The 12,677-nt window shown below is 69.2% G+C and carries 11 protein-coding genes and 1 pseudogene; 6 read left to right on the forward strand and 6 right to left on the reverse strand.

Features of this window, described 5'->3' with window-relative positions; all coding sequences use genetic code 11:
* Window positions 1-222: 222 nt before the first annotated feature.
* Window positions 223-1,377, forward strand: coding sequence for an efflux RND transporter periplasmic adaptor subunit (locus WIX39_RS25815; protein WP_409196176.1), 1,155 nt, complete (start codon window positions 223-225; stop codon window positions 1,375-1,377).
* A gap of 10 nt (window positions 1,378-1,387) precedes the next feature.
* A complete protein-coding gene (locus tag WIX39_RS25820) occupies window positions 1,388-4,516 on the forward strand; it encodes an efflux RND transporter permease subunit (RefSeq protein WP_409196177.1) in 3,129 nt (1,042 codons plus the stop codon).
* A gap of 12 nt (window positions 4,517-4,528) precedes the next feature.
* On the opposite strand, the gene WIX39_RS25825 is transcribed toward WIX39_RS25820, so the two are convergent.
* Complete coding sequence (locus WIX39_RS25825) at window positions 4,529-5,440, reverse strand: LysR family transcriptional regulator (RefSeq protein ID WP_409196178.1); 912 nt, start codon at window positions 5,438-5,440, stop codon at window positions 4,529-4,531.
* A gap of 92 nt (window positions 5,441-5,532) precedes the next feature.
* On the opposite strand from WIX39_RS25825, the gene tam reads away from it, so the two are divergent.
* On the forward strand, window positions 5,533-6,297 hold the full coding sequence (tam, locus tag WIX39_RS25830) for a trans-aconitate 2-methyltransferase (protein ID WP_409196179.1): 765 nt from the start codon (window positions 5,533-5,535) through the stop codon (window positions 6,295-6,297).
* Between the two features lie 58 nt (window positions 6,298-6,355).
* Here the strand turns inward: tam and WIX39_RS25835 are convergent, their stop codons facing one another.
* Window positions 6,356-7,336, reverse strand: coding sequence for a tripartite tricarboxylate transporter substrate-binding protein (locus WIX39_RS25835; RefSeq protein WP_106937690.1), 981 nt, complete (start codon window positions 7,334-7,336; stop codon window positions 6,356-6,358).
* 195 nt (window positions 7,337-7,531) lie between these two features.
* On the opposite strand from WIX39_RS25835, the gene WIX39_RS25840 reads away from it, so the two are divergent.
* The gene (locus tag WIX39_RS25840; RefSeq protein WP_409196180.1) at window positions 7,532-8,089 is read left to right on the forward strand and encodes a MarR family winged helix-turn-helix transcriptional regulator; all 558 of its coding nucleotides are present in this window, start codon (window positions 7,532-7,534) and stop codon (window positions 8,087-8,089) included.
* Window positions 8,090-8,103: 14 nt separating this feature from the next.
* Here WIX39_RS25840 and WIX39_RS25845 read toward each other — a convergent pair whose 3' ends face one another.
* Entirely contained in the window at window positions 8,104-8,463 is a 360-nt protein-coding gene (locus WIX39_RS25845) for a FlxA-like family protein (RefSeq protein WP_409196181.1), read from the reverse strand.
* A gap of 72 nt (window positions 8,464-8,535) precedes the next feature.
* Complete coding sequence (locus tag WIX39_RS25850; protein ID WP_409196182.1) at window positions 8,536-9,138, reverse strand: DJ-1/PfpI family protein; 603 nt, start codon at window positions 9,136-9,138, stop codon at window positions 8,536-8,538.
* A gap of 90 nt (window positions 9,139-9,228) precedes the next feature.
* Between WIX39_RS25850 and WIX39_RS25855 the strand changes: the two genes are divergently transcribed.
* Entirely contained in the window at window positions 9,229-10,569 is a 1,341-nt protein-coding gene (locus WIX39_RS25855; RefSeq protein WP_409196183.1) for a PLP-dependent aminotransferase family protein, read from the forward strand.
* Between the two features lie 22 nt (window positions 10,570-10,591).
* Complete coding sequence (locus WIX39_RS25860) at window positions 10,592-11,338, forward strand: hypothetical protein (RefSeq protein ID WP_409196184.1); 747 nt, start codon at window positions 10,592-10,594, stop codon at window positions 11,336-11,338.
* Here WIX39_RS25860 and WIX39_RS25865 read toward each other — a convergent pair.
* Window positions 11,230-12,102 (reverse strand): annotated as a pseudogene (locus tag WIX39_RS25865) (cytochrome c biogenesis CcdA family protein); the annotation flags it as partial. The gene WIX39_RS25860 and the pseudogene WIX39_RS25865 sit on opposite strands and share 109 nt — an antisense overlap.
* 43 nt (window positions 12,103-12,145) lie before the next feature.
* Window positions 12,146-12,655 carry a peptide-methionine (R)-S-oxide reductase MsrB gene (msrB, locus tag WIX39_RS25870; protein WP_409196185.1) on the reverse strand — a complete coding sequence of 170 codons (510 nt, stop codon included), beginning with the start codon at window positions 12,653-12,655 and terminating at the stop codon, window positions 12,146-12,148.
* Window positions 12,656-12,677: the final 22 nt, after the last annotated feature.

Raw genomic sequence — 12,677 nt, forward strand, 5'->3', positions numbered from 1 at the left:
CCGCCATAGCGGCCCATGCGGCAGGGCCCGCCGCCACGGATCGACGTGGCGGCGGGCTCGTGCCTGCATGGGCTTTTTGTCGTTGGTTTCAGCCCTTGGAAGGCTAAGGAATTCTTCATGTTGCGACGCAACACGAGCAGCACAATGCACCAACATTGTGCAAATTACATCCGCGCGACCCGGACGACTCCGGCCCGCGCCGCACCGCGTTTCTCGACGGCCATGACCTCCAAGCTCCTGTTTTCGCTTTCGCTGCTTTCCGTGCTCGTGCTCGCCGCATGCGGCGCCAAGCAGCCTCCCGCCACCGCCGACACGCCGCCGCCCGAAGTCGGCGTGGTCACGCTGCGTGCCACCGACGTACCGGTGCACACCGAGCTGGCGGGCCGCACCGCCGCTTTCCGCGTGTCTGAAGTGCGGCCGCAGGTCAACGGCATCGTGCGCAAGCGCCTGTTCGAGGAAGGCAGCATGGTCCGCGCGGGCCAGGTGCTTTACGAGATCGAGCCCGGCCCCTTCGAGGCCGCGCACGAACAGGCCCAGGCCGCGCTCGCCACTTCGCAGGCCGGCATCGCGAGCCTGCGGGGCAAGGCCGGGCGCTTCGGCGAACTGGTCAAGGCCAACGCGGTGAGCCGCCAGGAGCACGAGGAGGCGCAGGCCGCGCTGGTGCAGGCAGAGGCCGGCGTGAAGGCCGCGCAGGCGGCGGTGAAGGCGGCGCGCATCAACCTCGGCTTCACCCGCATCACCGCGCCCATCGCGGGACGCATCGGGCGCTCCAGCGTGACCGAAGGCGCGCTGGTGGCGCCGGGCCAGACGGTGGCGCTGGCCACCATCCAGCGGCTGGATCCGATCTATGTCGACGTGGTGCAGTCAAGCCTGGAGCTGACGCGGCTCAAGCGCCGCTTCATCTCCGGCGACATGGCGCCCGCCAGCGCGCGGGTGGGCCTGCGCATGGAAGACGGCCTGCCCTATTCGCACACGGGCACCATGAAGTTCTCCGAAGTCGCGGTCGATCCGGCCACGGGCTCGGTCACGCTGCGCGCGGAGTTCCCGAACCCGCAGGGGCTGCTGCTGCCCGGCATGTACGTGCGCGCGCAGGTCGAGTCCGGCGTGGAGCGGCAGGCCATCCTCGCGCCGCAGCGCGGCGTGGCACGCAACGAGAAAGGCGAGCCCACCGCCCTGGTGGTCGGCGCGGGAGACAAGGTCGAGCTGCGCGCACTGGAGCTGCGCACCACCACGGGCGACCAGTGGATCGTGAGCAAGGGCCTGCGCGAAGGCGACCGCCTGGTGGTCGACGGGCTGCAGCGCGCCCAGCCCGGAGCCAAGGTGAAGCCGGTACCGGTGACGGCAGCGAACGCCGCCACGGCTTCTTCCGCAGATTGAGCAACCCGACGTGATCGCGAATTTCTTCATCCACCGGCCCGTGTTCGCATGGGTCATCGCCATCCTCATCATGCTGGCGGGCGGCGTGGCCATACGCACGCTGCCGGTGTCGCAGTACCCGGACATCGCGCCGCCTACCGTCGTCGTCTCGGCCAACTACCCCGGCGCATCGGCGCAGGCGGTGGAGAACAGCGTGACGCAGGTGCTCGAGCAGCAGCTCAAGGGCATCGACGGCCTGCTGTACTTCAAGTCGACGAGCAGCTCGGCCGGCTATGCCGACATCAGCATCACCTTCCGCCAGGGCATCGACCCCGACACCGCGCAGGTGCAGGTGCAGAACAAGGTCAGCCAGGCCACCAGCCGGCTGCCGCAGGCGGTGCAGCAACAGGGCGTGACGGTCTACAAGTCGCAGAACAACTTCCTGCTGATCGTGGCGCTCTACGACGCGACCGACCGCCGCACCGACACCGACGTGGCCGACTGGATGGCCAGCAACCTGCGCGACCCGGTGAGCCGCGTCGACGGCGTGGGCTCGGTGCAGGCCTTCGGCGCGGCGTATGCGATGCGCATCTGGCTCGACCCGCACCGGCTGGCGAGCTACCAGCTGATGCCGTCGGACATCACCGCCGCCATCACCGCGCAGAACACGCAGGTGTCGGTCGGCGAGATCGGCGCGCGGCCGTCGCCCGCCGGCCAGCAGCTCAACGCGACAGTGACCGCGCTCTCGCGGCTGCAGACGCCCGAGCAGTTCCGCGGCATCGTGCTCAAGACCCAGGCCGACGGCGCCGTGGTGCGGCTGGGCGACGTGGCGCGCGTGGAAATCGGCAACGAGTCGTACGCTGAAACCACGCGCCTGAACGGCCACCCCGCAGCCGGCGCGGCCATCATGCTGGCGCCCGGTGCCAATGCGCTGACCACCGCCAGGGCGGTGAAGGCGCGCATCGCCGAAATGGAGCCCTCGCTGCCCGCCGGCCTGCGCGTGGCCTATGCGGAGGACACCACGCGCTTCGTGAAGATCTCGATCCAGTCGGTGCTCAAGACGCTGCTGGAGGCCATCGCGCTGGTGGTAGTGGTGATGTTCCTGTTCCTGCAGAACTGGCGCGCCACCTTGATCCCGGCCATCACCGTGCCGGTGGTGCTGCTGGGCACCTTCGGCGTGCTGGCGGCCTTCGGCTATTCGATCAACGTGCTCACGCTGTTCGGCATGGTGCTGGCCATCGGCCTGCTGGTGGACGACGCCATCGTGGTGGTGGAGAACGTCGAACGCGTCATGCACGAGGAAGGGCTCGACGCAAAGGCCGCCACCATCAAGTCGATGAAGGAGATCACCGGCGCGCTGGTGGGCATTGCGGTGGTGGTGTCGGCGGTGTTCCTGCCGATGACTTTCTTCGGCGGCTCGGTGGGCGTGATCTACCGGCAGTTCTCGGTGACGATCATCGCGTCGATGGCGCTGTCGGTGGTGGTGGCCATCGTGCTGATCCCGGCGCTGTGCGCGCGCTTCCTGAAGCCGGGCGTGCCGCCGCGCACGCGCGGTTTCCTCGGTGCGTTCAACCGGCGCTTCGACGCCGCGCAGGGCCGCTATGTGGGGCTGCTGGGCCGCATGCTGTGCAAGCCGCTGCGCTTCACCGCCGTATATGCCGCCATCGTGGCGGGCATGGGCCTGCTCTACCTGGGCCTGCCCGGCGGTTTCCTGCCGGAGGAAGACCAGGGCAGCGTGATGGTGCAGGTCTCGCTGCCAGCCGGCGCCACGCAGAGCCGAACCGACGCCGTGAACAGGGCGGTCGAGAAGCACTTCCTGGAAACCGAGAAGGACACCACCGACACCATCTTTACGCTGGCGGGCTGGAGCTATGCCGGCTCGGGGCAGCACACGGGCATGGCCTTCGTCTCGCTCAAGGACTGGTCGCAGCGCAAGGACCCGGAAAAGCGTGCGCACGCCATCGTCGAGCGCGCGAGCGCGGCGCTCTCGAAGCAGCAGCGCGACGCCGAGGTCTACGGCATGGTGCCGCCGCCCATCGAAGGCCTGGGCCAGTCCAACGGCTTCGAGTTCTGGCTGCAGGACACCTCCGGCATGGGCCCCGACAAGCTGGTGCACAAGCGCGAGGCGCTGGTGCGCGACGCCAACAAGGACAGGCGCCTGCAGTCGGTGCGCGCCAACAGCATCGCCAACACGCCGCAGCTGCAGGTCGACATCGACCAGGTCAAGGCGTCGGCGCTGCGGCTGTCGCTGGACGACGTGAACACCACGCTGGGCATTGCCTGGGGCGGCAACTACGTCAACGACTTCATCGACCGAGGCCGCGTGAAGCGCGTGTACGTGCAGGCCGACGCGCCCTACCGCTCGGCCCCCGAGGACATGGGCCAGTGGTTCGTGCGCGGCAGCACCGGCGCGATGACGCCGTTCTCGGCCTTCGCCACCACGCGCTGGTCGCAGGGCGCGTCGCAGCTGGAGCGCTACAACGGCCTGCCCGCGGTGCAGATCCAGGGCGCGGCCGCGCAGGGCACGAGCTCCGGCACGGCCATGTCGGCGGTCGAGGCCATCGCCAGGAAGCAGGCGGGCACGGGCCACGCATGGAGCGGGCTGTCCTACCAGGAGCGCCTGTCGGGCGGGCAGGCGCCGCTGCTGTTCGCAGTGTCGATCCTCGTGGTGTTCCTGTGCCTGGCCGCGCTGTACGAAAGCTGGTCGGTGCCGTTCTCGGTGATGCTGGTGATTCCGCTGGGCGTGCTGGGCGCGGTGATCGCGGCGTCGCTGCGCGGGCTGTCGAACGACATCTACTTCCAGGTCGGCCTGCTCGCGACCATCGGGCTGTCGGCCAAGAACGCGATCCTGATCATCGAGTTCGCGGAAGCGGCGCTGCGCCGCGGCGTGCCGCTGCTCGACGCGGTGGCCGAGGGCGCGCGCCTGCGGCTGCGGCCGATCCTGATGACCTCGCTGGCCTTCCTGGCCGGTGTGGTGCCGCTGGCGCTGGCCACAGGCGCGGGCTCCGCGAGCCAGGTGGCCATCGGCACCGGCGTGTTCGGCGGCGTGCTGACGGCCACCGCGCTGGGCATCTTCTTCGTGCCGCTGTTCTACCTGCTGGTGAAGCGGCTGGCGGCGCGCCGGGGCGGCAGCAGGCTGGGGACGAAACAGGCGGCCTGAGCAACCGTGCCGTCAGCGCCGGCGCGGAGCGGTCGCCACCGAGGCCTGCGCCTCGATCAGGTCATACAGCGCCTGCGCGGCCGGCGAGAGCCGCGCCGTCTTGCGCGTCATCAGCACCAGCGTGCGCGACACCTTGGGCTCCGTGAGTTCGACGATGCGCAGCGTGGGGTAGGCGCCTTTCTGCAGCGCAAGCCGCGGCACCACGGCGGCCGCCACGCGCTCGGCGACCAGCCCCACTGCCGTCGAGCTGCGCTGCACTTCGTAGAAGGGCTTCAGGTTGGCGGCGGCCGCGCCCAGCGCCAGGTCGAGCAGCGGCCGGTTCTCGCTTGCGTGGCCCGCGAAGATCAGCGGGTGCGGTTCGAGCTGGCGCCAGGCGATGCGCTTGCGCTGCGCCAGCGGATGCGCCTCGTGGCAGATGAGCACGTATTCGTCCTCGATCAGCGGCACGCTCTGCAGCTCCGGCGCGTGCGCGCCCGCCATGCCGATGCCGAACTCGACCTCGCGGTGCAGCACCGCATTCGCCACCGCCGATGACGAGTGGTCCAGTATCTTGATGCGGTTGTGCGGATGCCTGGCCGAATAGGCCTGCATGATGCGCGGCAGGAACTGCACGCCCGCCGTGGGCACGCAGGCGATCGACACGTCGCCGCGCTCCGCCTTGCCGGTCTCGCGGATCTCGAGCAGCGAATCGGCCAGCTCCACCAGCAGCCGCCGCGCGCGCGGCACGAAGTCGCGCCCGATGGTGGTGAGCGCCACCGAGCGCGTGGTGCGCTCCACCAGCGCCACGCCCAGGAATTCCTCGAGCTTGCGCAGCCGCTGCGTGATGGCGGTCTGCGTGACGTTGAGCGCGCCGGCCGCTGCCTGGAAGCTGCCTTCGTCGGCAATGGCCACGAAAGCCTGGATGCCGAGGATGTCGATCTTCATCAGATTTATGAATCAATGTCCATAATAAATTCATTTTACGTAGCGCTCCCTGCTCGGCAAACTCGCCGCCAGAACAGCAAAGGAACCCTGCGATGACCTGGTCAGCCAAGCAATATTCAGCCTTCGAAGAAGAACGCACACGCCCCGTGCGCGACCTCGTGGCCGCCCTGCCGCAGCGCGAAGTGCGCAGCGCCGTCGACCTGGGCTGCGGCCCCGGCAACTCCACCGAAGTGCTGGCGCAGCGCTTTCCCGGCGCGCTGGTCAGCGGCATGGACAGCTCCGACGACATGATCCAGGCCGCACGCAAGCGCATGCCCGGCTTGAACTTCGAGGTGGCCGACATCGCCACCTGGCGGCCCGCGCAGCCGGTCGACGTGATCCTGGCCAACGCCTCGCTGCAATGGCTGCCCGACCACGCCACGCTCTACCCCCGGCTGGCACAGCAGCTCGCGCCCGGCGGCAACCTCGCAATCCAGACGCCCGACAACCTCGAAGAACCCGCGCACCGCCTCGCCCGCGAAACAGCGAAAGACCCGCGCTGGGCCGACCGCATCGGCGACGTGCGCCACCCGGCGCGGCACGGCGCCATCGACTACTACGAGATGCTGGAACCGCATTGCAGCCGCGTGGACGTGTGGCGCACCACCTACTACCACCCACTGGCAGGTGGCGCGCCGGCAGTCGTGGAATGGTTCAAGGGCTCGGCGCTGCGGCCTTACCTTGCGCTGCTCGATGCGGCGCAGCAGGCCGGCTTTCTCGCGAGCTACCTGGCAGCCATCGCGAAGGCCTATCCGGCGCTGAAGGACGGCAGCGTGCTGCTGCCGTTTCCGCGGCTCTTCATCGTCGCGACGCGCTGAAGGTGAAGAGCGGCAACTTCGACCGCCGCATCAACCATCGGCTGGCGCACGGACTGCGTCAGGGCGAGAAGCCCGAGCGGCGCACCACCGGCTCCCACTGCTGCCTGTAGGCCTTGAGCATCTGCGCGGTTTCCGCGGTCGAACTCACCACCGGCGTGATGTAGGCCGCCTCGGCCGCCTTCTGCAGCCCCGGATCGCGCATCGCTTCGCGGATGGCGCCGGCCACCAGCTGCACCTTGGCCGGTGACATGGTGCTGGGCGCGAAGAAGGTGTTCCAGCCGTCGGCGTCGATCTTCATGCCGGCCTCGCGGAAGGTCGGGATCGCTGGCGCGAAGCTCGCGCGCTTCTTGCCCGACACCGCCAGGATGCGGATCTTGCCGGCCAGGTGCTGCGCGTAGAGCGAATCCAGCGTGTCGATGGCGATCGGCAGCGTGCCGCCGATCAGGTCGGCCGACAACGGCGCCGATCCGCCGTAGCCCTTGATCTGCGGCTGCACGCTCAGCGCGTCGCCCACCATCAGGCCGAAGAAGTGAGGCAGGCTGCCGGTCGCGGGCACTCCGAACACGGCCTCTTCCGGATGCGCCCAGAGCCGGCCGACCAGGAACATGGCGCGGTCGAGCTGCAGCTTCTGGCCCACGGCCAGCGCAAAGTCGTAGCTGCTGACCTGCGAGACCGGCACGAAGTCCTTGTCGGGGTCGTAGCCCACGTCCTTGATGACCAGCGGCGCGACCACCATCACGGCGGGGTTGCCGAGCATCAGCACGTTCTGCCCCGCCGGCGTGCGCCGCACTTCCTTGGCCGCGAGCCGTCCGCCCTCGCCCGGCTTGTTCTCGACCGTCACGGCCACGCCGAGCTTGGCGCCCAGCCGCTCCGCAACCAGGCGCGCGATGCGGTCCGTGGTGCCGCCGGCCGCGTAGCCGACCACCAGGGTCAAGGGGCCGTCCAGCGCCTGCTGCGCCTGGACCTGGGCACCGGAAATGCAGGCGGCGAGCCCGAGGCCCCACGCCAAGAGCCTGCGCCTGGAAAAGAATGCAACCATGGGGGTTTCCTGAGAGCGGTGGTTGTGAGCGGTCATGCGCGATGCCGTCGTGGCGAAAATCGCCTGCCGTTCCTGATCGCTGTTTGTGAAAATTTGTGAGCGGTTTATACGCAGGTAACAAACAGTTGATCTAATCCATCACCTGCTTTCGAGGCCGGTGGACCACACAACGCCCAGTACCCTTAACCCATCCGTATGCAAGCCTTTCCCGACGCGGGTTCGTTGCGCGAGCCGCGCTCCCTGGACGACCTGCTGCTCTACAGGTTGTCGCGCGCCATGCGCACCAGCAGCGGCATGGCGACCCGCATGGTCGAGGGCGGCTTCGGCATCACGCGGCGCGAGTGGGGAATGATCGGCACGCTCGCGCAGCGCGGCGAGATGACATCGTCCGCGCTGGCCGCGCACCTGCACCTGGACCGGGTGCGTACCTCGCGCGGGCTGCGCAGCCTCGTCGAGAAGAAACTGGTGATGCGCCGGCAGGATGCCGAGGACCGGCGCGAGGTTCACGTACGCCTGAGCGCCTCTGGCGAGCAGCTGTACGGCAAGCTGTTCCCGCGCATCGCGGGGCTCAACACCGAACTGCTCGAGGGCATCACGCCCGCTCACCTGGAAATCTTTCTCCAGTGCCTGCGGCACCTGGAGCAGCGCGGCAATGAACTGAGCGCGCAGGGCGTGGTCATGGAAAAGGCCGACCGGCGCTCGGGCGGCACGCGCCACCGCTGGCCCGAGCGGGAGGCCGGCGGCGGCAGCTGAAGGCAGCGGCGGGCTCAGGCCTGCACGTCCACCGTGCCGCCGATGGGAACGCCTTCGGCATTGGTGCGGATGCCGCCGCTCTTCCTGGCGCCGTCCACCGCATTGGAGACCGATTCCAGCGCCTCCTTCTGGACCTGCGAGGTCCGCAGCATGTTGATCTGCTGCTGCAGCATGAGGACCTGCGCGGCCATCGACTGGAGCTGCATCTGGATCGCCTTGCGCGCTTCGTCAGTGGGCGCCTCGATCAATTCGCCCTGCGTTTCCGCGATCTTCTTCTGCGTGTCGGTGATCTGCCGCTGGATCCTTGCGATCTGGGCGTTCACGTCATTCCCACCGCCGCTCGCGGGAGTCGTCGCTCCGATGGCTGCAACCATGTTTTCCTCCGTCCTTTGTGTGTCGACCAGAGGCTTATCGGCAGCGTGCCGAAAAAATGAAGGCCCGCGTCGTCATTCCGGCAGGTACGGCGCGATGTACCTGAAGGCATTGGCCACGTAGGCCTCTTTCTCGCCCACCGGCGCCACGTAGTGCAGCGCCGCCTCGGCGGCCTCCCGCCCCTCGGCGCGGGCGATGATCCACGCGGCCAGGTAGGGCGACGCGAAGCAGCCGCCCGCCGTCGCGACATTGCCGCTGGCAAAGAAGGGCTGGTTCAGCACTTCGACGCCGGCCGCCTGCACCCACGGCTTGGTGGTCAGGTCGGTACAGGCCGGCACGCTGCCCAGCAGGCCCAGCTTGGCAAGTATCAGGGTGCCCGAGCACTGCGCCGCGATGAGCTGGCGGCCGGGGTCCAGCGCCAGGCGCTCCATCAGCTCCGCGCTCCCGGCCACCTCGCGCGTGCGCACGCCGCTGCCGACCACCACCGCCTGCGCCGAGCGCGCCTCCTCGAGCAGCGACTGCGCGCGCACGGTGACGCCGTTCATCGACGTGACCTCCGGCGTCGGGCAGCAGAGCGTCACGCGCCAGCCGGGCTTCCTGATCCGGTTGAGCACGCCCAGCGCGATGAGCGAGTCGAGTTCGTTGAAGCCGTCGAATGTGAGGATGGCGATGTGCATGGCGTTCTTGTGTGTGCGGGAAAACGGTTTCGTCCATCGTAGGCAAGACGATCAATACAATCAAAAAATTGTCATGCATACATCGCACCGATGGCCGAAGCCCGCTACAAGCAACTGGTCGATGAACTCGCCGCCGAAATCCGCGCGGGCCGGTTGAAGCCCGGCACCCGCCTGCCCACGCACCGGCGGCTGGCCGAGCGCCACGGCCTTGCATTGGTGACGGCATCGCGCGTCTATGCCGAACTCGAAGCCATGGGCCTGGTCAGCGGCGAGGTCGGCCGCGGCACCTTCGTGCGCGAAGCGACCATTCCCCGCGACAAGGGCATCGACCAGCAGGCCGTGGCGGCAGGCCAGGTCGACCTGAATTTCAACTACCCCTCGCTGCCCGGGCAGGCCGAACTGCTGCGCGGCGCGCTGCGGCAGCTGGCCGCCGGCGGCGAGCTCGACGCGATGCTGCGCTACGCGCCGCACGGCGGCCGCATGCACGAGCGCGCCTGTGTCGCGCGGCATCTCGCGTCACGCGGGCTCGACGCGCTCGACCCGTCGCGCGTGCTGCTGGTCGACGGCGCGCAGCACGGCCTCGCGGTCACGGCCATGGCGCTGCTGCAGCCCGGCGACGTGGTGGCGGTCGATGCCCTCACCTATCCCGGTTTCAAGGTGCTGGCCGAGGCGCACCGGCTGGAGCTGGCCCCCATCCCGGCATCGGGCGCAGGCCCCGACCTCGACGCGCTGGAGCGCCTGTGCGCGCGCCGCCGGGTGCGTGCCGTCTATGCGATGCCGACGCTGCACAACCCGCTGGGCTGGGTGATGGGCACGAGCCGCCGGCGCCGGCTGGCAAGCATCGCCCGCAGGCACGGCCTGCTCGTCATCGAGGACGCGGCCTACGCCTTCCTGGCCGACGATCCGCAAGACATGCCGCCGCCACCGCTGGCCGCGCTGCTGCCCGAATCGACCGTGTACGTCTCGGGGCTGTCGAAGAACGTGGCGACCGGGTTGCGCGTGGGTTTCGTCGTGGCGCCGCAGGCCTGGGTGCCGAAGATCGAACGCGCCATCCGGGCCACGACCTGGTGCACGCCCGGCGTGACAACGGCCATTGCCTGCGCATGGCTGGAAGACGGCACCGTCGAGCGGCTCGAGTCTGAAAAGCGGCACGACGCCGCGGTGCGCCAGGAGATCGTCGACGAAACGCTCGCGGGCATGCGCTTCGTGCGCCATCCGTCGTCGTACTTCGTGTGGCTGCCCTTGCCCGAGGAAACGCGCGCCGATCACGTCGCGGCGGCGCTGATGCGCGAAGGCATCTCGGTATCGACGGCCGAGCCCTTCGCCACGTCGAAGCACGTGCCGCATGCGCTGCGGCTGGCGCTGGGCTCCGTGGGGCTGCCGAACTTGCGCAGTGCGCTGCTGACGGTGCGGCGGGTGATTGGCGAGTAGCCGGCGTCACTACACTGCCCCGATGTCCACCGCCCAGTCGCCACGCAGCGCACGAGACCGCCTGACTGCCTGCTACCGCAGCGGCGGCGCCATGCGCAGCCGCAGCGTGAGCGACCTGGTGCTGACGGGCACGCTCGACGTGCCCATGCCTCCCGCGCGCCTGACCGCGGACTGGGAACGCGAGATCTCCACGCAGCTTGCGCTGGAGCCCGGCGACGTCGAGCAGTTGCCGCTGGCGCGCGCACGCACGCGCTGGCCGGACTACAGGCAATGCGTGCAGGCCGCGACGGACTGGACAGAGGCACTCGGACTGCCCGGCGTGCTCGCCGCGAGCGACGTCGCGCTCATGGCTTGCCGCGGCGCGCGGTATCACCACGACGGCGCGCAATACGGCGGCGCGGCCTTCTGCAATCTCTTCATGAGCGAAGACAAGGGTCTCGACCTGCACTTTCCCTGTGCGGACGTTCGAATTCCGCTGGTGCGCGGCACGGCGGTGGTCTTCGACACCGGCCAGCCGCATGCCGTGATTCCGCGCGGCGGCAGCAACGGTTTCGATGCGGCCGACTTCGCGCCAGAACGCGATTGCACGCTGGTGTTCCTGACATGGGAGCTGCCGATCGAAGACGCGCTGGTGGGCAAGGCGCTTCAGATCGCCTTCGACGTCGATCCTTCGGCTGCCTCGCGGCTCGACGAAGAACAGGTCTTGGTGAACGGCGCGCCGGCGGCGCTCTGCCCGTCGTCAGGCCTGTGGCTGGTGGGCACCGGCTGAGTCCCGACCGGCGGGCCGGGCTTCTTCGGGCGCACCTTGTCGATCAGCCTCTGCTCCACCGACGAGGTGCCCGACACCGACAGTTGTGCGAGCACGCCGGTGTCCAGCCCCAGGGCGATGGCCGCGACGCCGCACAACAGCGCCGCGCCGATGCCGCGGCGGATCCATTCGCCCGCGCCCAGCGATTTCTTCATGGCCCTGAACAGGCGCCCGCCGACCAGCAGCGCACCCGCCAGTGAAGTCGCCGCGCCTGCCGCATAGGCAAGCAGGAGCAGCGAGGTCTGCGCGCTCGCACCGCCCAGTGCCGCGCCGGTCAGCACCAGGCCGAGGATCGGCCCGGCGCAAGGCGCCCACAGCAGTCCCGTGGCCACGCCCAGCAGCACCGATGCGACGAAGGACGAGCGTCCGCCTCGCCCCGCGCTGCCGTTGCCGCCGGCCGTTGCCGACAGCCGCTCGCCCCAGTTCACCAGCGGCCGAGCGAGCCGCTGCGCCAGTTGCGGAAAAAGAAGCGTGACGCCGAACAGCGCCATCAGCACGATCGCTGCCATCCGCCCGTACTGGTTGGCCTCCACCGCCCAGCCACCGCCCACCGCAGCCAGCGACGCCACGCCGGCGAAGGTGAGCGCCATGCCGAGCAGCAGCGGCAGGCCTCCCTTGAGAAAAGGCTGGTCGCCGCGCGCGAACACGAAGGGAAGCACCGGAAGAATGCAGGGGCTGAGGATGGTCAGCACCCCGCCGAGATAGGCGACGGCGAACAGAAGCATGGGGCGGGCCGTTCAGGCGAGCAAGCGATGAGCGATCAAGCGATCAGGCAACGCCCGGGTTGAACTTCATGGCCACGCCGTTCATGCAGTAGCGCAGGCCGGTCGGCTTGGGTCCGTCGTCGAACACATGGCCCAGGTGGCCGCCGCAGCGGCTGCAGTGCACCTCGGTGCGCGTCATGCCGGCGGTGGTGTCGACCTTCTGGCCGACGGCATCGGGCAGCGGCTGCCAGAAGCTGGGCCAGCCGGTCCTGCTGTCGAACTTGGTCTTCGACGAGAACGCATCCAGCGAACAGCCCGCGCAGGCGAAGCGGCCTTCGCGGTGCTCGTCGTTCAGCGGGCTCGAGTAGGGCCGCTCCGTGCCTTCCTGGCGCAGCACGGCGTACTGGTTGGGCGTGAGGAGCTTGCGCCACTCGGCATCGGTGCGGGTGATCGCGAACTTTCCGGGCTCGGCGGCGTGCGCCAGGCCGGCGCTCCAGCCAAGGCCATTGAAAAGCGCCAGGCCGAGCGTCGATGAGCCGGCCTTGAGAACGAAACGGCGTCCGTGGTGGTTCATGGCAGATCCTTGGAGTGGTGAC

It is taken from the genome of Variovorax sp. AB1(2024) (genome assembly GCF_037482385.2).
Classification (GTDB): Bacteria; Pseudomonadota; Gammaproteobacteria; order Burkholderiales; family Burkholderiaceae_C; genus Variovorax.

Coding starts and splice junctions, on each gene's coding strand:
- WIX39_RS25860 (WP_409196184.1), top strand. CDS start 10,592: ATGTCCACCGCCCAGTCGCCACGCAGCGCACGAGACCGCCTGACTGCC.
- tam (WP_409196179.1), top strand. CDS start 5,533: ATGACCTGGTCAGCCAAGCAATATTCAGCCTTCGAAGAAGAACGCACA.
- WIX39_RS25840 (WP_409196180.1), top strand. CDS start 7,532: ATGCAAGCCTTTCCCGACGCGGGTTCGTTGCGCGAGCCGCGCTCCCTG.
- WIX39_RS25850 (WP_409196182.1), bottom strand. CDS start 9,138: ATGCACATCGCCATCCTCACATTCGACGGCTTCAACGAACTCGACTCG.
- WIX39_RS25835 (WP_106937690.1), bottom strand. CDS start 7,336: ATGGTTGCATTCTTTTCCAGGCGCAGGCTCTTGGCGTGGGGCCTCGGG.
- WIX39_RS25815 (WP_409196176.1), top strand. CDS start 223: ATGACCTCCAAGCTCCTGTTTTCGCTTTCGCTGCTTTCCGTGCTCGTG.
- WIX39_RS25855 (WP_409196183.1), top strand. CDS start 9,229: ATGGCCGAAGCCCGCTACAAGCAACTGGTCGATGAACTCGCCGCCGAA.
- WIX39_RS25845 (WP_409196181.1), bottom strand. CDS start 8,463: ATGGTTGCAGCCATCGGAGCGACGACTCCCGCGAGCGGCGGTGGGAAT.
- msrB (WP_409196185.1), bottom strand. CDS start 12,655: ATGAACCACCACGGACGCCGTTTCGTTCTCAAGGCCGGCTCATCGACG.
- WIX39_RS25825 (WP_409196178.1), bottom strand. CDS start 5,440: ATGAAGATCGACATCCTCGGCATCCAGGCTTTCGTGGCCATTGCCGAC.